Origin of the sequence: Brevundimonas sp., assembly GCF_035998205.1 — a bacterium.
Taxonomy (GTDB): Bacteria; Pseudomonadota; Alphaproteobacteria; order Caulobacterales; family Caulobacteraceae; genus Brevundimonas.
Genome location: NZ_DASYHT010000006.1, coordinates 167,203 through 186,969 on the forward strand (window position 1 = coordinate 167,203; position 19,767 = coordinate 186,969).

13 protein-coding genes and 1 tRNA gene are annotated in these 19,767 nt (G+C 66.4%); 9 read left to right on the top strand and 5 right to left on the bottom strand.

The features are described from left to right. The first annotated feature begins 38 nt into the window (after positions 1-38). Positions 39-758, top strand: a complete 720-nt coding sequence (locus tag VGN74_RS10835) for a TVP38/TMEM64 family protein (RefSeq protein WP_327448049.1) — start codon at positions 39-41, stop codon at positions 756-758. Beyond that, entirely contained in the window at positions 755-2,221 is a 1,467-nt protein-coding gene (locus VGN74_RS10840) for a HAMP domain-containing sensor histidine kinase (RefSeq protein WP_327448051.1), read from the top strand. The genes VGN74_RS10835 and VGN74_RS10840 overlap by 4 nt, the downstream gene beginning before the upstream one ends. A 25-nt stretch (positions 2,222-2,246) precedes the next feature. On the opposite strand, the gene VGN74_RS10845 is transcribed toward VGN74_RS10840, so the two are convergent. Further along, positions 2,247-4,010, bottom strand: coding sequence for a gamma-glutamyltransferase family protein (locus tag VGN74_RS10845; protein ID WP_327448053.1), 1,764 nt, complete (start codon positions 4,008-4,010; stop codon positions 2,247-2,249). Between the two features lie 103 nt (positions 4,011-4,113). Between VGN74_RS10845 and VGN74_RS10850 the strand changes: the two genes are divergently transcribed. The 6 genes from VGN74_RS10850 to VGN74_RS10875 all read left to right on the top strand — a co-directional run bounded on the left by VGN74_RS10850 (position 4,114) and on the right by VGN74_RS10875 (position 11,217). Beyond that, positions 4,114-4,686 carry a hypothetical protein gene (locus VGN74_RS10850; protein WP_327448055.1) on the top strand — a complete coding sequence of 191 codons (573 nt, stop codon included), beginning with the start codon at positions 4,114-4,116 and terminating at the stop codon, positions 4,684-4,686. A 69-nt stretch (positions 4,687-4,755) separates the two neighbouring features. Then, positions 4,756-4,832: transfer RNA gene (locus tag VGN74_RS10855), tRNA-Arg, on the top strand. 155 nt (positions 4,833-4,987) lie between these two features. Continuing rightward, positions 4,988-5,485 (top strand): hypothetical protein, encoded by a 498-nt coding sequence (locus tag VGN74_RS10860; RefSeq protein WP_327448057.1) that lies wholly within the window; start codon positions 4,988-4,990, stop codon positions 5,483-5,485. Between the two features lie 96 nt (positions 5,486-5,581). Further along, positions 5,582-6,154, top strand: coding sequence for a GIY-YIG nuclease family protein (locus VGN74_RS10865; protein ID WP_327448059.1), 573 nt, complete (start codon positions 5,582-5,584; stop codon positions 6,152-6,154). A 215-nt stretch (positions 6,155-6,369) separates the two neighbouring features. After that, entirely contained in the window at positions 6,370-9,744 is a 3,375-nt protein-coding gene (locus tag VGN74_RS10870) for a class I SAM-dependent DNA methyltransferase (RefSeq protein WP_327448061.1), read from the top strand. A 375-nt stretch (positions 9,745-10,119) separates the two neighbouring features. Then, positions 10,120-11,217, top strand: a complete 1,098-nt coding sequence (locus tag VGN74_RS10875) for an endonuclease NucS domain-containing protein (protein ID WP_327448062.1) — start codon at positions 10,120-10,122, stop codon at positions 11,215-11,217. Positions 11,218-11,668: 451 nt separating this feature from the next. On the opposite strand, the gene VGN74_RS10880 is transcribed toward VGN74_RS10875, so the two are convergent. Next, a complete protein-coding gene (locus tag VGN74_RS10880; RefSeq protein ID WP_327448063.1) occupies positions 11,669-12,241 on the bottom strand; it encodes a recombinase family protein in 573 nt (190 codons plus the stop codon). Positions 12,242-12,647: 406 nt separating this feature from the next. Here VGN74_RS10880 and VGN74_RS10885 point away from each other — a divergent pair, with 406 nt between their 5' ends. Beyond that, positions 12,648-17,462 (top strand): DUF3320 domain-containing protein, encoded by a 4,815-nt coding sequence (locus tag VGN74_RS10885; protein WP_327448064.1) that lies wholly within the window; start codon positions 12,648-12,650, stop codon positions 17,460-17,462. Between the two features lie 277 nt (positions 17,463-17,739). On the opposite strand, the gene VGN74_RS10890 is transcribed toward VGN74_RS10885, so the two are convergent. The 3 genes from VGN74_RS10890 to VGN74_RS10900 form a co-directional block, all read right to left on the bottom strand. After that, complete coding sequence (locus VGN74_RS10890) at positions 17,740-18,315, bottom strand: hypothetical protein (RefSeq protein WP_327448066.1); 576 nt, start codon at positions 18,313-18,315, stop codon at positions 17,740-17,742. 113 nt (positions 18,316-18,428) lie between these two features. Beyond that, complete coding sequence (locus tag VGN74_RS10895) at positions 18,429-19,022, bottom strand: hypothetical protein (RefSeq protein ID WP_327448068.1); 594 nt, start codon at positions 19,020-19,022, stop codon at positions 18,429-18,431. Continuing rightward, positions 19,019-19,720 carry an SOS response-associated peptidase gene (locus tag VGN74_RS10900; protein WP_327448070.1) on the bottom strand — a complete coding sequence of 234 codons (702 nt, stop codon included), beginning with the start codon at positions 19,718-19,720 and terminating at the stop codon, positions 19,019-19,021. Before VGN74_RS10900 ends, VGN74_RS10895 begins: the two co-directional genes overlap by 4 nt. Between the last annotated feature and the right edge of the window lie 47 nt (positions 19,721-19,767).

Below are 19,767 nucleotides of genomic sequence, written 5' to 3' on the forward strand. Positions count from 1 at the left end.
CCCCGGCCGTCAAGGGCGGAGCCGCCGCTGGAGCGAGAATGAACCACCTTAAACGGCTCTGGCCGCTCATCCTTGTGCTCCTGGGCCTGGCCCTCGTGTTCGGGACCGGCCTGAACCGCTATCTGTCGCTGGAGACCGTCCAGCGGCACGGCGAGGAGATGCAGGCCTTCGTCGCCGCCCACTATCTGCCGGCGCTGCTGCTGCTCATGCTGGTGTTCGCGGCGCTGACCGCCAGCGTGGTGCCGGGCGTCTTCTTCGTCACGATCACCGCCGGCTATCTGTTCGGCCCCTGGGTCGGCGGGGTCGCCACCTCGATCGCGGCCACCGCCGGGGCGCTGGCGGTCTATGCCGTGGCGCGGACCACCCTCGGGGAGAGCCTGCGCCGGCGCATGGGGGACGGCGGCCTGCTGGACCGGGTCTGCGCCAGCATCGACCGCAACACCTTCTGGTACGTGCTGGCCAGCCGCCTCGCGGTGGTGGTGCCGTTCCACATGATCAACGTCGCGGCGGGGCTGATGGCCGTGCGCCTCGGCCCCTACAGCCTGGCGACGGTGATCGGTCTCTTGCCGGCGCATATCATCTACTGCTGGATCGGCTCGCGTCTGGACGAGCTGTTGAAGGTGGACCCGGATCCCGACGTGAAGGCCCTGTTCGCCCAGTTCTGGGCCCCGCTGACGGGGGTGTTCGTGCTGGCGGTGGTGCTGCCGCTGCTGCTGCGCGCCGGCCGCGCCCTCGTGCTGCGACGGCGGGCGGCATGAGCGGTGCGGCGAACGAGGGCTTGAGGCCGCGACTGGCCAGGGGCGGGGCCTGGCTGACGGCCGCGGCGGCCGGGGTGCGCCAGCGGATCAGCGGGCCCGACCCCTTGGCCACGCGCCTGCTGCTGCTGACCGCCGTCTTCACCGCCGTGGTGGCCGTGCTGATCCTGGCGCCCAGCGCCGCGACCTTCCACGAGCGCTGGCTGCGCGACCGGCTGCAGTCGGCCGAGCTGGCCTCGGTCGGGGTCGAGGCCCTGCCCTATTCGGCGGTCGAGCCGGAGACCGGGGACCAGCTGCTGGCCATCGGCGGGGTGACCGCCGTCGCCGTCAGCGACCAGGGGGTGCTGCGCCTGCTGCTGCAGGCCCCGGCCCTGCCGCGCACGCCGGACTTCATCGACCTGCGGCGGGACAGCCTCGGGGCCTGGCTGCTCGACCCTTGGCAGACCCTGGCGGGGCACCCGGACCGGTCGATCCGGGTGCGGGCGGCGCCGCGCTATCGCACCGGCGACTATATCGAGATCGTCGCCCCGGCCGAGCCGCTCAAGCTTGAACTGCGCGCCTATCTGCTCAACACCCTGCTGCTGTCGCTGGCCATCGCCGCGGCGGCGGGGGGGCTGCTCTACGCCGGTCTGGCGCTGCTGGTGCTGCGGCCGCTGGGGCGGGTGACGCGGGCCATCGAGCGCTTCGCCGAGGACCCCCACGCCCCGACCGAGGCCCCGAGCGCGCGCGATGACGCCATCGGCCAGGTCGAGCGCGAACTGGCGCGGATGCAGGCCGAGGTGCGCCAGTCGCTGCAGTCGCGCCAGCGGCTGGTGGCGCTGGGCGAGGCGGTGGCGCGGATCAACCACGACCTGAGGAACATGCTGACCTCGGCCCAGATGGCCTCGGAGCGGCTGGCGGCCTCGCCGGACCCGATGGTGGCGCGCGCCCTGCCGCGGCTGGAGCGGGCCCTGACCCGGGCCTCGGACCTGTCGCGCAATGTGCTGGACTATGGCCGCTCGGAGGAGCCGGCCCCGGTGCGCCGGCGCGTGCCGCTGGCTGCGGCGGTGGAGGCCGCCGCCGAGGACGCCGACCTCGACGCCGACGGGGTGCGGCTGGAGCGGCGGATTGCGGCGCGGATGGCGGTGTCGGCCGACCCGGACCAGCTGCACCGCATCCTCGTCAACCTGATGCGCAATGCCCGTCAGGCCATCCTCAACGATCCGGCGCGCGAGGGCCGGGGACAGGTGCGGGTCAGCGCCCGCAAGGACGAGGGCGCCTGGGTGCTCCGGCTCGAGGACGACGGTCCCGGCGTGCCGGAGCGGGTGCGCGAGCGGCTGTTCCAGCCGTTCGTCACCGGGGCGCGCGGCGGCACCGGCCTGGGCCTCGCCATCGCGCGCGAGCTGGCCCAGGCCCACGGCGGCGACCTGACCCTCGTCGAGACCGGCCCGCAGGGCACGGTGTTCGAGCTGGTGCTGCCGGCCTGAACCCGGCTGAACCCGCCCGGGCCCCTCAGGGGGCCGCGACGGCGACCACGCCCTCGCGGCGATCGTCGGCCCCGGCGTCCCAGCGGCCGTCGCGCCAGATCGCCCCATGCAGGCCGGAGGTCTCCGAGGCGTTGGGCGCCAGGGGGATCCCCTGCGCGGCCAGGGCCTCGCGCAGCTCGGGGCTGAAGCGGCCCGTGTCGGCCCCGAAGCCGGCCCCGCGGGCGACGAGGTTGGGCAGGTCGAAGGCCGCCTGCATCGGCAGGCCCCAGTCCAGCACGGCGATCAGGGCGCGGGCGTTGTAGGCGAGGATCGAGGTGCCGCCCGGCGAGCCGAGGGCCCCGACGAAACGGCCCTCGCGGTCGAGGATGATGACCGGCGACATCGACGAGCGCGGCCGCTTGCCGCCGGCCGGGGCGTTGGCGCCCTCGCCACTGCGCGAGAAGTCGGTCAGCTGGTTGTTGAGGAACAGGCCGCCGGCCATGCGGCCCGAGCCGAAGATGCTCTCCACCGTGGTGGTCATGCTGACCGCGTCGCCCTCGGCGTCGACGATGACGAAGTGGGAGGTGCCGGCGGGCTCCTGCGTCCGGTCGACGGCGGTCAGGCGGCCGCCGGGCGGCACGCCAGGCTCGGCCGGGCCGGTCAGGCCGGGGGCGAGGGCGGCGCGGGCGGCGACATAGTCGGGGTCGAGCAGGCCCTCGACCGGCACCCCGACGAAGGCCGGGTCGCCGACGTAACGATCGCGGTCGGCGTACATCAGCCGCTGCAGCCGGGCGAAGGCGGCCCAGGCCTCGGGGTCGTCCGGCCCGCCGGTGATGGCCGGGGTCTGTTCGGCCATGGCCAGCAGCTGCAGCACCGCCACGCCGCTGGACGGCGGCGGCGGCACGCAGATGACATAGACCCGGTAGGGGCGGCACAGAGCCCCGCGCTCCAGCGGCCGATAGGCCTCGAGGTCGGCGAGGGTCAGGGCGCCCGGGCGGGGGTCGCGGGCGACGGCGGCGACGATCGCCTCGGCCAGCGGGCCGCGGCGGAAGGCCTCGGCCCCGTCGCGGGCGATGAGGCGTACGGTCTCGGCATAGGCCGGGCGGCGCAGCAGGTCGCCGGCGGCGTGGAGCTGGCCGTCCGGGCGGGTGAACCAGGCGCGGGCGTCCGGGGTGGTCATCTGCGGCGCGCGGCTGGCGATCATGCCGGCCAGGCGCGGGGTGACGGTGAAGCCGTCCTCGGCCAGACGCTCGGCCGATCCGAACAGGCTGGACCAGGGCAGCCGCCCGTGCGCCGCCTGGGCCATGGCCAGCATGGGCACGACGCCGGGCGCGCCGGTCGAGCGGCCCGACAGGACGGCGTCGGCGTAGCCGAGCGGCCGGCCGTCCTCGCCAAAGAACAGGTCGGGGCCGGCCGCCGCCGGGGCGGTCTCGCGGCCGTCATAGGCGGTCACCGCGCCGGTTGCGGCGTCGTAGTGCATCAGGAAGGCCCCGCCGGCGAGGCCGGAGGACTGGGGTTCGACGAGGCCGAGCACGGCCTGCACCGCCACGGCGGCGTCGACCGCCGAGCCGCCGCGGTTCAGCACCGCCATGCCCGCCTCGACCGCCAGCGGATTGGCGGCGCTGACCAGAGGGCCACGGGCGACCGGGACGGGGGCGGGTGTGGGGGCGGGAGCGACGTCGGTCGCCGTGGGGGCGACGTCCGGGGTCCTCGATCCCGGCACGGCGCAGGCGGCGACCGCCAGCGCGGCGAGCGCCGCGAGCCCGGCGCGGCGGACGGAACGGGAGACGGGGAGGGGACGACGACGCATGCGACAGGACCTTGAACGACGAGCCCGCAATGTGGCCGCTGCGGCGGCTCGACGAAAGGGCGCCGCGGGTCCAGTGTGGAGGCCGTCAGACCGGAGCCCCGAGATGCGTCCCGCCGTCCGCCCCCGCCCTCTGCGCCTGTTCGCCGCCGTCGCGGCCCTGATCGCGACGGGGCAGCCGGTCGTCGCCCTGCCGGCGCCCCCGGGGTCGGTGCAGGCGACGCCGTCGCCCCACGCCGCCGACCATGTTTCCGAGGACGCCATCATCGCCGCCCTCTATGCCGTGATCTCGGGGCCGGCCGGACAGGCGCGCGACTGGGACCGGTTCCGCGCCCTGTTCCTGCCCGGCGCGACCCTGACGGGGACCGGCGCGGGGCCCGACGGGACGCCGCGCGCCCGGCGCATGACGGTCGAGGACTATATCGCCCGCAACGGGCCGGTGCTCACCGGGCGCGGCTTCTTCGAGACGGAGACCGGCCGGCGCAGCGAGCGGCTGGGGGCGGTGACGGCGCTGCTGTCGGGCTACGAGAGCCGCGCAACGCCGGAGGCCGCGCCCTTCGACCGGGGCGTCAACGCCATCCATCTGTTCAACGATGGCCAGCGCTGGTGGGTGGTGGCCGTCACCTGGGCCTCGATTCCGCCCGGCGAGACGCCGCCGGCGGGACTTCTGCCGGATTGATCCATTTTCCGGGCTTGCCCCCGCGCCCGGCCTCCGCTATGGACCCGCCCCTGCCTGCAAGGCGGCAGCGCGCCCGTAGCTCAGCTGGATAGAGCATCAGACTACGAATCTGAGGGTCGGACGTTCGAATCGTTCCGGGCGCGCCATTTTCCTGAAATCTCGGAAAATCAACGAGTTAGACCTCCTGTAGCGGGGGTCTTTCATCGCTTTTTACATCGCCTCTCGCAGCGCCCTGGTCCCGTGGGTTTCTGCTCCTAGCCCCCACACCACGTGTCGACGTGCTGAGGCGGGTGGGCGCAAGATGCCGCTGGAGAAGCGGACCATGGCAAAGCGATCACCAGAACCGGCCCCTTTGTTCGATGAGTTCCGCTTTTGGGTGCGAAGGCCGTCGATCACCTGCAGTTTCAGCCTCCAGCATGATCGCCGCGAGGACGACCCTTACGCCGAGCTCCTGTCACTGCAGTTCCCCATTGAGTGCCTTGAGCCAAAGAAGTTCAGGGGGAGGGAGACCGTCGCCAGGTTCTTTGGTCGGGAGGGCCTTGAGGCTGGCAGTCCGGAGCGTCAACGACGCCCTGAGCAGGCCATCAAGGCCGTAGGGAGCCTGCACGCTACGCGCACGCGGTTCGACGTCGGCGGCTTTTTGCCTCCCTCCATGTGCTGGAACCTCTGCACGGCTATCGCCGCGGGCAGCGTGACCTCCCTGAGCGTAGCGGCCTTCTGGACGAAGCGCGGGCACGCCTACCTGAAGTCGCTGGCGTTCCGGGGACCGGAGTTTGACCCGCTGGCCGATCTGGATTGATGTCTCACCACCGCGATGGGCGGACGATGTGGAGCTTACCCGCGCCGAGCCAAAGGGCTTTCCGGGCGGATTGGCGCAGCTCGGGGTCGGGGGGTGATGACCAAGTCTGAGCAAATCCGGGCTCTGGCCAAGCAAGGGCTGTCCACCACCGAGATCGCGCGGCGGATGGGGGTCCGCTACCAGCACGCCTACAATGTGCTGAGGCAGGCTGGCGTGAGCGCCCCGGCCAAGGGAAGGAGCTCGACGCCCGTCCTGCCGCGGGCCAAGCCGTCGCTCACGGTGGAGACGCTCGTCGCTGGAGGTTTCCGTCCCGTTGCCCGCTGGGTCCTTGAAGCGGCGATCCTCCGGCTTGACCGTCCCGTGCCGAAGGAGCGCGGCGTCTATGCCTTCGTCGTCGAGGGCCGCGCCATGTATGTTGGGCTCGCCACCATGGGCCTGGCGAAGCGCCTCTACTTCTACGGCAAGCCCGGAGCCACCCAGAAGACCAGCGTTCGGCTGAACGAGGTCATCCGCCAGCAGATCGCGAGCCAGGGGCCGCTGATCGAGGTCTACGTCGCCATGCCCCCGGCGCTTGAATGGAACGGGCTGCCTGTCAGCGGTGATGCGGGGCTGGAGCTGGGGCTGATCCAGACGTTCGACCTGCCGTGGAACGTTCGAAGTGCGGGGTAGTCGCTACAGCAGCATGACGACCACGACGGGCAAACAGAGGCCCAGCGCGAAAGCGGCCAGGACGATCAGACAGCCTTTCACCCCTGTGGCGTGACGTTTCATTTTGCCGCCTCCCTGGAGCTCACCTTCGCCTTTCGCTGCGCCAGAATTGGTCGCATGCCTTCCCGCTTGCACCGCGCGGTTTAGTGGGCACAACTGCGCCGCCGGGGGATGCCGTGGACCTGAATGACTTCATAGAACGCTGGAGCGCCCGACGGGGCGGGGCCGAGCGGGCCAACTACCAGATGTTCCTGACGGAGCTGTGCGAGGCGCTGGAGCTTCCGCGGCCCGATCCGGCCAGCGACGACAATCGGTCCAACGACTACGTCTTCGAGCGTGGGGTGAAGCGGCGCGAGTCCGAGGGTGTCGCCTCGACCACCCGTATCGACCTCTACAAACGCGGCTGCTTCATCCTTGAGGCCAAGCAGTCCCGGGCCAGCCAGCGGGACGATGGCGGGGCGCAGCTGTCCTTCTTCAAGCCCGAGGACGGGGCCTCGCTGGCGTCCGCCGAGGGCAAGTGGGACACGCTGATGCGCAATGCGCGTCGCCAGGCCGAGGACTATGTCTTCCGCCTGCCTCCCGACCATCCGGCCCCGCCGTTCATCCTCGTCTGCGACGTCGGCTATGTGTTCGAGGTCTACGCTGACTTCTCCGGCAGCGGTCGGGCCTACACCCACTTTCCGGACCGCAAGGGCTTCCGCATCAAGCTGGAGGACCTGCGCAACCCGGATATCGCAGCGCGTCTCCGCACGATCTGGACCGATCCGCATGCGCTCGACCCATCAAAGAAGTCGGCCCAGGTCACGCGCCAGATCGCTGAACGTCTCGCCGCGGTGTCCCGGCGGCTGGAGCGCAACCACCCCGCCGAGGAGGTGGCCCAGTTCCTGATGCGGAGCATCTTCACTATGTTCGCCGAGGACGTGGACCTGCTTCCCCGGGGCGAGTTCACCCGCCTGCTTCAGGAGTGCCTCGACAGTCCCGACAGCTTTGCCCCGCTGCTGCGCGACCTGTGGAAGCGGATGGACGACCCTGACTACGACAACCGCTTCTTCTCGGGTTTCAAGACCCACCTGCGGCACTTCAACGGCAAACTGTTCCGCGACGCCCGGGCCTTCCCCATGACCCGGGAGGAAATCGGCGAGCTACTGGCGGCGGCGGGGCACGACTGGCGCTACGTCGAGCCCGCGATCTTCGGGACCCTCGTCGAACAGGCGCTGGACCCGGCGGAGAGGCGCAAGCTGGGCGCGCACTACACCCCCCGGTCCTATGTCGAGCGGCTGGTCGAGGTGACGGTCATGGAGCCGCTGCGCGAAGACTGGACCGCCGCCCAGATCAAGGCCGGGGATGCGCGGGACCGGGGCGAGCTGAAGGAGGCCGTGGCCGCCATCCGCGCCTTCCACCACCAGCTGTGCACCACCCGCGTGCTCGACCCCGCCTGCGGTACCGGCAACTTCCTCTATGTCGCGCTGGAGCTGATGAAGCGGCTGGAGGGCGAGGTGCTCGAAGCCCTCGCCGAGCTGGGCGAGACCGAAGGCATAGGGCTAGAGACCGTCGATCCGCATCAGTTCCTCGGCATCGAGCTGAACGTCCGCGCCGCCGCCATCGCCGAGCTTGTGCTGTGGATCGGCTATCTGCAGCAGCACTATCGCAACCGCTCGGAGCACCCCGCCGAGCCCATTCTCAAGGCCTTCGGCAACATCCAGCAGAAGGACGCGGTCCTGACCTGGGACGGGTATCCCGAGCTGCAGTTCGAGATGCGGGACGGGCAGGCGGTGCAGGTCTTTCCGAATGCGCGGAGGCCGGAATGGCCGGAGGCGGAGTTCATCGTGGGGAACCCGCCGTTCATCGGGTCAAAACGGCTCAAGGCCTATCTGACCGAGGAATACGTCACTGCACTTCGGAAGGCGGAGCCAGACATTCCTAAATCGGTAGACTACGTCCTCTACTGGTGGAACAGGGCCGCGCAGCTAGTGCAAAAATCCAAGACCCGCCGGGCCGGACTAGTGTCTACAAATTCGATTACGCAGTTCTACAGCCGTCGACTGCTCGCCGCGTATCTCGGAGCCAAGAAACCCATCTCGCTTGTCTGGGCCATACCTGACCATCCCTGGATGGACGTCGAGGGAGCCGCTCGTGTTCGCGTGAGCCTCGGCTGCATTGAGCTTGGCGAAAAAGCGGGCGCTGTTGATCTAGTTACACATGAGCGCTGGGCCGACGAAAGCGAAGCTATCGTTGAGCTCACGCGCCAAGAAGGCCTTGTGAACGAGAAGTTCCAGATCGGCCTTTCCATTTATCGGACGTTGCGAATGCAGGCCAACGCAGGTGTCTGCTGGCAAGGCGTAAAACTCGTTGGGGATGGCTTCCGGCTTAATCAATCTGAGCGAGAGCTGCTGATCCAACGCCAAAAGGACAGCGCACATTTGATCCGACCGTATCTCACCGGCATGAGCATCAATCGCGCACGGCCCGCCGAGTGGGTCATCGATTTTTTCGGCATGATTGAGCAAGAGGCTAGGGTTGAATATCCCTACTTGTATCAGCATTTACTTGAGCGCGTTCGCGATGATCGGCTCAGAAACAAGGACGAAGGATTCAGGAATAAATGGTGGTTATTCGGACGTCCTCGCCCCGAGATGAGGGACGCTGTTCATGGTATTGAACGATATCTGGTCACGAGCGAAGTCTCCAAGCACAGATTTTTTGTGCCGGTGGATAACCCTGAAGTATTGGCTGACGGTGGAGTCATCGTAATCGCGCTCAGCGAACCCTGGCAGCTATCGGTACTTTCATCCCGCGTTCATTTAGCATGGACGCTCTGGGGGGCTGGAACGCTAGAAGATCGTCCTCGCTATCAGAACCAGCTTTCTTTCGACCCCTTCCCCTTCCCCGACGCCGACGAGGCCACCCGCGCGCGCCTGCGCGCCCTCGGCGAGGAACTCGACGCCACACGCAAGACGGTGCAGGCCGAGCATCCGGACCTGACCCTGACCGGGCTCTACAATGTGCTGGAGAAGGTGCGCGCCGGGGCCGAGCTGACGCCCGCCGAGGCCGACGTGAAGTCGCGCGGACGGGTGCTGATCCTCAAGGACCTGCACGACCAGATCGACCGGGCGACCGCCGACGCCTATGGCTGGCCGCATGACCTGAGCGACGAGGAAATCCTCGAAAAGCTGGTCGCCCTGAACGCCGAGCGGGCGAAGGAGGAGGCCGCGGGTCATGTCCGCTGGCTGCGCCCGGACTACCAAATCCCCCGCTTCGCCAAGGGCGCCGCTTCCGCGAAGACCGGCGAACTGGACCTCGGGGCCAAGATCGTCGCCATCGACAAGGGTCTCCCCGCCTTCCCGAAGGACAAGGGCGAACAGGTCATGGCGATCCGCGCCGTGCTTCAGGCCGCGAACCGTCCCATGGACGCCGCCGCCGTGTCCCGCGCCTTCAAGGGCGGCGGCAAGAAGATCGAGCAGCGGGTGGTCCAGGCGCTTCGCACCCTCGTCCGCTACGCCGAAATCATCCCGCTGCCTGACGGGACCTATGCTGCGCGGCGGGTGGCGTAGGTCGTGCTGACTGCGTTAGCACCTTCCGCATCCGGGGGTCAGAAGCTTACGTGAAGGCGGCTGACAGGGTCGAGGCAGCTGAAAGAAGGGCCGCCACAGCTGTTGCGACTGCGGCCCGGCGGTTCAACTCTGCTGCCTTGGCCGATGCCTCTAGGTTGGAGAGCAGAAGCTCTGACAGCGACTGCGTTGGATCAACAGGGCCTCCATGGGGCGACCAATCTGGGTCAGTCTTGACCAGTGAGGCCTGATACCACCGCCACGCACCAACCAGCCCGAAGACGAAGGCGCTCATCGCCAACCCCATGCTGATCCAATTGAACATGATCGCAGTCTCCGGCAGGACGTTGGGGCGCAAGGTACGTAAAGGCTCGCTTGATGCCCATCCGTAACGCCATCTGGACCGTCAGTGGCCGTCCGACACAGCTGGTCGAAGGTCGACTGCCCAGCGAGCGCGCGCTGGAGGACATGATCGTCGCCGCACCGCGCCTGTTGTCCGATGAGTGGATGTTGATTGGCAGGCAGGAGCGCACCCTCTCGGGCGGCTTCATCGACCTGCTCGCCATCGCGCCCGACGGGGCGCTGGTGCTAATCGAGCTGAAGCGGGATCGCACGCCGCGGGAGGTCGTAGCCCAGGCATTGGACTATGCGGTCTGGGTCGAGGGGCTGGAGCCGCAGGACATCAACGCCATCTACCGTCGCTTCTCGGGCGAGCGCGACCTCGCCGAGGATTTCCTCGCCCGTTTCGGCCAGGCGCTGGACGAGGAAGCGTTGAACAGCAGTCATCAGATCGTGATCGTGGCCGCTTCGCTCGATGACAGCAGCGAGCGGATCGTCGCCTATCTCAACAAGCGCGACATCGCGATCAATGTCCTGTGCTTCCAGGTCTTCGATCACGAAGGCGGCCAGCTTTTGAGCCGCGCCTGGCTGATGGACCCGGTCCACACCCAGGTCAGCGCCTCGACCGGTCCCAAGCCGCGCAGCCAGCGCGAGAGCGAGCCGTGGAATGGGGAGTTCTACGCCTCGTTCGGGCTCGGCAAGGCGCGGAGATCGTGGGACGAGGAGCGCCGTTTCGGCTTCATCAGCGCCGGTGGCGGGGCCTGGTATAGCAACACCCTCAACCTCCTGAGTCCCGGGGATCGCATCTGGGTGAAAGTGCCCGGCCATGGCTTCGTGGGGGTCGGCGAGGTGCTGGGGCCGGCGGAGCCCGCAGCCAGTTTCAGGCTGGTCACGGCGGCGGGCGAGCGGCCTGTCTATGAGGTGCTGCGGGAAGGCGATTACCACCGCGACTGCGTCGAGGACGCCGACCGCGCCGAGGTATTCGTCCCGGTCCGCTGGCAGCACACGGTGCCGCTCGACGAGGCTGTCAACGAGCTCGGGCTGTTCGGCAACCAGAACACCGTCTGCAAGCCCACCACGCCCAAGTGGCGCACCACCGTTGAGCGGCTGAAGGAGCGGTGGGCCATCGCTGGATAAGGCCAGCGTCCTTGAACGCACGATCCATAGGTTCGAGCCTCGAAGGGGGGCGGCTCGGCCAAGCTGGCTGATAGGGGAAATCGTTCAAGTCGGGTGCCTGGGGCAGCCTTCTCGCGTGCTTTCTCGGACAGAAGAGGGAAGTAGGCATCTTCGCCCGGAGATAAGGGGCATCACGGCGGTGGATGGCATGGTCAGCATCGTCCGCAATTCCACGAGACGCCGTCCGCGACCCCACGTGACGCCGTCCGCGATCCAACGCGCGGCGTCCTCAATCCAACGATTTCCTCTCCTTGACGCCACTCTCATCCACCGGACATGGCCGTCCGGGTGCAAACGCGGTGGCAAAGCCGCTAGGCGCCGTGGGATCGCGGACAGGCGCGCGCCGGTGGCGTGTTCTCGAGGACGTTAGAAGCCGAGGTCGATTTGCCGATGGCCGCCGCGGTCCCCAAGCTCATCGCTTCTCCGCCCTCTGCACCGCCGATTTGGTCACCCCATACGCCTTCGCAAGCGCGCCGAGCGACACTCCCGCCGCCCGCTTCGCTCGCACTTCCTCCTGTTGGGCCGGTGTCAGGACGGACGGTCGGCCTAGCTTCCTCCCTTGTTCCCTTGCGCGCTTCAGTCCGGATTGGGTCCGCTCGATCAGGAGGTCGCGCTCGAACTCGGCCACGGCGGCGATGACGCCCATGGTCATCTTTCCGGCGGGGCTGGTCAGATCGACGCCCCCCAGGGCGAGGCAATGGACGCGCACGCCCGCGGCGGCCAGACGCTCGACCGTTCCCCGGACGTCCATGGCGTTCCGACCGAGGCGATCCAGCTTGGTGACGAGCAGGACGTCCCCTGCCTCCAGTCGATCCACGAGCCGGGCGAACTGGGGGCGCTCCATGGCGGCCACGGACCCGGAGATGGTTTCCTGCACGATGCGTGTCGCCGCCACCGTGAACCCGGCGGCCTCGATCTCCCGCACCTGATTGTCGGGCGTCTGGTCGGCGGTGCTGACGCGGCAGTATGCGAAGGTGCGGCTCATAGCCTGATCTCGTATCGAAAACCCATATCGGAATATGGATCGGATCGAAACAGGCGTCTAGCTATTTTTCGATACACATCCGGCGGGCGTATCGAAATCGGTCGGTTTCGATCCCGATGGGCGGGCAGGGCTTGGAAGCAGTCTGTCCGCTTGCCCGCTGAGGGCTCTTCCGGGAAGGTCGGATGGTCTGCTTTGGGCACCGTCGGCTGCCCAAGCTGATGTACTCTAACGAAATCGCCCTGACGCCAGTCCTTGTGACGATCGGCGGCGTCAAGAGCGGTGTAAACCGCCCAACCTCGGAGCGGCCCACCCTCCGCTTGAGGAGACTACTCGTCACCAGCGGTTGTCGTGTAGGTTCTCAAAGTCGCAGGGTGAACCTGCGGACTAGGGGGCTTGGGCGCGCTGAATGACCAACACGATCGAACTGACCGAACTTGCCGAAGATGCCGCGACGGTCGGGGACGGTCAGGCTTCTCTGAAGTCGACGTCTCTAATGAAGGCGTTGGCTGCTGCGCGCGATCGGTTGTTGGACCGCTCGTTGCGCAACAAGCTGATCAGCACGCCGCTTGTTTCTTCGCGAGCCCGACAGGTGAGGGTGTTTGATGAGCTGGGGGATGAAGCCTTCGCCATGCTCCGGTCGGGCAAGGCGATGACCTTCTCTGCTTCAGGTCTGTCTGCTTCTGAAGAAGATGATGGCGATCAAACCTGGGTGCCGTCAGAAGTTGAGGAGGAGACGGCGACAGGTTCGGCGAGTCGTCATACCGACACAAAGCTCCAGACCAAAATGAGCCCCGAGGGGCTCCAAAAGCGGCTGCTGAGCCTCTTCTACGAAGGGCAAACGCTAGAGGAGGAGCAAGGCGTCAATGTCCTGTTCCTCGCAATCGGCTTCCTTGAGTGGAGGGAGGCCAAGCAATCGGAGATCTCCCGTTTCGCGCCGCTAGTCCTCCTGCCGGTGGAGCTTCAGCGCGATGGCGCGAAGGACCGCTTCAGGCTGCGCATCCGCGACGAAGACCTGATCACAAACGTCAGCCTGCAGGCTTGGCTGAAAGAGCAGTTTGGTGTCGATCTTCCCAACATACCTGAAGCCGACGAGTGGAAGCCATCGGAGTATATGGCCCAGGTGCGAGAGGCGATCGGCGACCGACAGGGCTGGAAGGTCCACCCCAACGAGATCGTCCTCGGGTTCTTCTCGTTCGCGAAGTTCCTGCTCTGGCGAGATCTGGATCCGGAGAACTGGCCGAACCCGGATGCGCTGCTGGCTAGCGATCTGCTGAAGACGATCCTCCTTCGGGATGATGACAGCGCGCCACTTGAGGACACTCCACTGGTAGGGCCGGAAGACCGGATCGACGAAGTCTTCCCACCCGCCCAGCTGGTTCACGTCACCGACGCTGACGGTTCTCAGGCCATAGCGATCCAGGAGGCGATGAGCGGCAAGAACTTGGTCATTCAGGGGCCTCCGGGAACCGGGAAGTCACAGACAATTACGAACATAATCGCCGGCGCTGTCCATGCTGGGAAGCGGGTCCTGTTCATCGCGGAGAAAATGGCCGCTCTCGAGGTGGTTCACGACCGCCTTGCGGAACGGAAGCTGGCACCAATATGCCTCGAGCTTCACAGCCGGAAGTCGTCCAAGACCCAAGTTCTCGACCAGATCAAGCAGGGACGCAACGCACCCTCGCCACCCTCTTGGTCGTCGTCGATTTTCGACCAGCTGGTTGAGTCCCAGATCTCACTACGCGCCCATGCGGATCGACTACATGCTGCAGGTCGAGGCCTGTCTGCTTTCGACTTGCTGGGTCGCATGAGCCTGTTGAAGGCTAAGGGGACGGCGGCCCCGGCCTTTCGGTTCCCGCAGGCGTCGAAATGGACTCCCTTTGACCTGGAGGCGGCGGAGCGCCGCGCTGGCCAGTTTGGCGACCGACTGGCTTTAGCAGGAACGCCATGTTCCCATCCATGGAGGGGCGTCGGCACCAGCGTCCCCGACATGCTCGAGCAGGAACGCCTGAAGCCCAAGGTTGACGAAGCTCACACCGCGTCGCTCATGCTTCATGCCTTGGTTGAGAAGGCGAACGCGACTCTCGCTCACAGCGGACCCCGAGGGACGGACCAGTTGCGCACTTGGGTGGTCGCTCTCAGGCACATTGGAGGCCGTCCGGCAGGTATCGACGAACTCCTGATCAGCACCGCAGTCGAGAAGTCGGTCTCGCAGATCAAGGCGGCGATAGACTGCGGCAGGCGCCTTGCCGTTCTGAGACGTGATCTCTCTTCGACGTTCAGGAACGACGCTTGGGGCTCGGACTGGGTAGGCGTTCGCCGGACTATTGCCGGCCACGGGCGGTCGCTCTTCCGCATTTTCTCGAGTGAGTATCGGGATGCTGTAGCTCAGCTACGGGGCGTCTGGGTCGGTGACCTGGTTAAGGCGCACGAGGTCCGCCTGACCAGGCTCGATGACCTGATTGATGCGCAGAACCTGCGCAGCCAGCTGGATGTCCACACAAGCGCCCTGGGCCAAGTGCTGACCCCTCTATGGCGGGGAGAAGACAGCGACTGGGAGATGCTGGCGACCTTTGTCGCCTGGATCGAAAAGGCTATGGCGCTGCCAGGCGACATCGACGTCAGAAAGCCGTCGAGCTTGATCGATCAGGACGAAGCTAGGCAGCTTGCATCTGAACTGGAGCGCGCTCTCCAAGAGGCCGTTACGGCAATAGGTCTGGTCGTTCAGGAAGTGCAGCTGGACGAAGCTCTCGCGCTGGATGGCAAGTCGCCGGGAGTCAGCACTCCTGACGACCTTGTCGCGCTGACGCGGCGCTGGACGGATGCCTTCTCCGACATCGTGCAGTGGCCCCCGATCCGAGACGACCTCGAATGGCTCCGTTCGATCGGCTGCCCGGAACTCGCGCAGCAGATCTTCATCGGTTCGGTTACCGCCTCCCAAGTCCAATCCACGCTCTTGCTCGCGGCCTACGAAGCGATGTGGACGGAACTGCGCGCGAACGATCCGGGTATCGAGAACATTCAAGGCGATGAGCTTGATAGAGTGGTCGGGCGCTTCCGTCGCGCGGACGTTGATCGGATCCGCATTGCGTCAGATGAGGTAGCCCGGGCCCACATTGACCGGCACCCTACTGGCAGCTCAGGGGCTGTTGGGGTGTTGTTGGACGAAACCCGCAAATCGCGAAACCTGAAGCCCGTCCGCAAGCTGATGATCGAAGCGGGCGAAGCCATCCAGCGGTTCAAGCCCGTCTTCATGATGAGTCCGCTTTCGGTCGCGCAGTATCTGAAGCCCGGGCTTATAGAGTTCGATCTTCTCGTAATCGACGAGGCCAGTCAGGTGCGCCCAGAGGACGCCTTGGGAGCGATTGCCAGGTGCAAGCAGCTCGTCGTGGTGGGCGATGACAAGCAGCTGCCCCCAACCAACTTCTTCAACCGGATGGTCAATGATGACGGTCCGGACGAAGATGATGAGCTGGAGGAAGGCGAGGGGCGCCGCGCAGCCGTGAAGGACGTCGAGAGCATCCTCAATCTCTGCTCGCGCTTCCCGCAACGGATGCTGCGTTGGCACTACCGCAGCGAACATCCGTCGTTGATCGCAACGTCAAACCGCAACTTCTACCACGGCGACCTGATGCTCCCGCCGTCAGTCATCGCGAAGGCGAACGATGGCAAGACCGGGTTACTGTTCCATCAGACAGCTGAAGGCCACTATGAGCGCGGACGAACGGCTCGAAACGAGCGGGAGGCCGAGGACGTCGCCCATGCGGTCCTCCGACATAGTCGGGAGTGCCCCGAACTGACTTTGGGCATCGGGACCTTCTCTGTCGCCCAACGCGATTGCATCCGCGATCGGCTCGATGATCTCGCTCGGAAGCACCCCGAACTGGACGAGTTCATGAAGGGGAAGGCGGGGCGGGAGCCCGTCTTCGTCAAGAACCTGGAGAACATCCAGGGTGACGAGCGCGATGTGATCTACATCTCCATTGGCTATGGGCGCGATGCGAACGGCAAGCTCACGCAGAATTTCGGCCCCGTGGGGCGAGACGGCGGGGAGCGGCGCCTCAACGTCCTGATCACGCGCTCCCGCAAGCGCTGCGAGGTGTTTTCGTCGCTGGTGGCGGAGGACATAAAGTTCGACGGGATCGGCAAACCCGGCGTCCGGGCCTTGAAGGAGTTCCTCAAGCTCGCGAAGGATGGTTACGCCGCATATGCCGAGGACACACAGAGAGGGTTCGATAGCGACTTCGAGGAGGCTGTTGCCTACGCGGTCCGTGATCTAGGCTACGACTGCCGTCCTCAGGTCGGCATGGCTGGGTTCTTCATTGATCTGGCGGTGCTGGATCCCCGTGATCCCGATCGTTACCTCCTGGGCATCGAGTGCGACGGAGCGGCCTACCATTCGTCGCAGTATGCCCGTGACCGGGACCGCCTTCGTCAGGCGATCCTCGAAAAGCGTGGCTGGAAGATCCACCGCATCTGGTCCACCGACTGGTTTTATCGGCGGGACCGCGAGATCGGAAAACTCCAGGCGTCCATAGAGGCGGCGATCAGCGGGCGTCCGCTCGCGGAGAATGCGCGGTCTTACGACCCGCCTTCGTCTATGGCTGAAGAACCCAGCGCTTGGGTCATGCCCGACCAGTCCGAGATGGAGCTGGGGCCTAGGACCCATGGCCTGGCTCCTTATGAGTTCGCGGACTTCAATGTGCGGTCGACCCCGATCAAGCCGCAGGAGCTGTCCGAAGGCCAACTTGCCTATTGGGTGACGAAGATCGTCGAGGTCGAGCAGCCCATCCACTCCGAGGAAGTTGGAAGACGACTGGCCGCGTGTTGTGGCTGGCAGCGGGCCGGCTCGGTCATTCAGGAGCGCGCCTACGCTGGACTGCTCGCCGCGAAGCGGAAAGGTGACGTGGTCCGGGACGGTGACTTCTGGTTCGTTGCGGATGACCAGGACGTGGTCCCCCGGGATCGATCCGGCATCGTCGCCACTGCATGGGTTCGAAAAATCGAGATGATCAGCCCGATCGAAATCGCCGCCGCCTGCCTGCACGCACTTCGCGAGAGCCTCGCCCTGAGCGAGGACGACCTGGTCGTGGAAACGGCACGTCTCCTTGGCTTCGCCCGCGTCGGCAAGGACATAGACGTTGCCGTCCGCGCCGCCATCAATGCGAGACTTACCGACGCCGTTGAGGCGGACCACTTGGGTAGGCTACGGCTCGTGGATTAAGCGAGCGATGGCCCCGCCTTATGCCCTGTCAGAGGTCTCGCTCACGCCGGCGCGGATGACGAGCATGGCCGAATTGGGCGAACCGAATGTCCGGATGGGCGGTTTAGGCTCAAGCGGAACGTCTGAAGGTCGCTTAGGCCTGACGTCCGCTCATGGCGCCTAGCTGAAGCCATCCACAGGCTGCGTCGGGCGTCCACTTCGGGTCGCAAGCGGACCCAAGTCTCCATGCGGGAGGCCGACACTGCGCCAATGCGCTCTTCGACGTGGACGAACTCGCTCACCCCGTTCGCCCTGACGCCCACACCACCGCCGAGGCGAAGCGCCGCCCCTGGCACCTCCGGCACGGCCCCCGCACCCGCTGGCCGAGCTCCAGAACCCCGGTCGCGCCATCCCCTCGTCGGGTGGCGATCAGGCGCGCGATCGTCTCCTCGACGCCCCGGGTCAGCGTCAGGCCGCAGCCCTCGCATCTGAGGGCGATCAGCGCCTCGGGATCACATAGGTAGCCGACCAGCGGGACGCCCTGGGGGTAGGTCTCTGCGGAGAGCTTCAGGCGGCACCCGAGCGGGTGGCGGCACTGGAGGAGGTGGGTGAGCCACCCCGGCGTCTGGTGGCCGTGCCCGGCCCGCACGAGGCCATCGAGGTCCGGCTCGACCCGCCGCCCGCAATCCGGTCGCTCGCATCTGTAGAGGAGCTTCTGGCCCCTCTGGAGCGCCCCCAGCAGGTCGGGGGTGGGGACGATCCGCTCCGGGGACAGCTCAAGCCGCCAGCCCAGCACCACATGCTGCGCGAGACGTGCGAGCCGCTGGCGTTCGGCCTGCGCCTCCTGTCGGGCGCGGCTGATGTTGTGACCCATGCGTCGGCAGCCCGGTCCCGCAACGCGAGACGCCTCCAGAACCTGACCGACCCGGAGGGAGTGGTAGCGACGGGGGCAGCGGCGTCAAGAACATAAAAGGAACCACGCCCAGCCTAAGGCTGGACTCGAACGCGTGTGAACCGGCCATCGCCCCAGCATTCGGCGACCTCATACTCAGAAGGCGCTCGCTCCAGAAAGGGGCGCATGTGATGTGAAGCCTCCCATTGATTCGCGTCTGCGGCAGTCCGGTAGAGCGCCACACAGAAGTCGATTAGCGCGGAAGTGTATATTCTTTTTCCGGGGGCAAGCTCGTGTATGTATCTCCAGTCAACAAATGCCGATGATATTTCTTGAATTGCCTTTATGAAGTCAGACTCACTAACCCCTTTAAAGAGGGTCAAATTTTCCCTTGTTTTGGATTGAACGCCGCGATCCAGACGAAGAAAAAGAACGTTAAGTGAATGTGATTTCATAGACAAGCCGCGCACCTGCAGCATGCTCTTTACATACAGTTCGGTTGCGATTGCGTAGTTCGCTATGGAGGGGGCTAGTGGTGAAAGGTAGCCACCTTCAAAGGTGATGCGCTCGCTGGTCCTAGCGGCAGAGAAGTGGAACGATGTTGCCGTGTGGAAGATCGACTGAGCCCGCGTGGGCTTGTCGTTAGCATAATCAATGAGTGTGACTTTGGGGAAACTGCCGAGGATCATGATGCGAGACTCCCTCCTGCCAACGGCCTCTGCAACGCCTTCGCCTCATCCCACGGCGCGCGCATCCAGACCTCCAGTTCTTCCGGGTCGTTGAGGACCACCGGCATGGCCTTGGGGTGGACCGCGCCGACCTCGGCGTTGGGCTCGGTCGTCAGGAAGGCGAACAGGTCGGCGGTCTCCCAACCCGTCTTGATCTTGCGCACCCCCTCCCAGCCCCGGACGTGGATGCCCGCGAAGAAGGCCAGGGGCTCGGGATCATTCCCGGCCATTCGGAACCAGACCGGACGATAGCGGCCCTCGGCGTCGCGGCCCGGCTCGCTGAAGGCGGTGAAGGGCACGAGACAACGATGCTCCGGGGTCAGCCAGGGCTTCCAGTGGGCGCTCGTGGTGTTGCGGACATTGGTCGTCCCGGCGTCGGGCTCCATCTTCAGGAGCTCGGCGAAGTCCACCTCCTTGCCCTTGGCCCGGAGCTTGTCGGCACGTTTTGTGGCGGCGTCGAGCAGGGCCTTCTGGGACGAGGGCATCCCCCAACGGGCGAGGGTCAGGACCCGGTCGCCGTTCTCGTCCTGGCGCACGATGGGGGCCGGATAGTCAGGGTAGATGTCCCGAGGCTCAAGGTTTCCGACGTCGGACTGCATGGCCCGCGCCAGATCGAGGATCGCCGCCGGACCTTTGCGGAGGCTGTAGAGGTTGCACATGGCCGGACGGGATCATGGGGAGGAGGGAGAGTCGAGAAGGCCGGAGC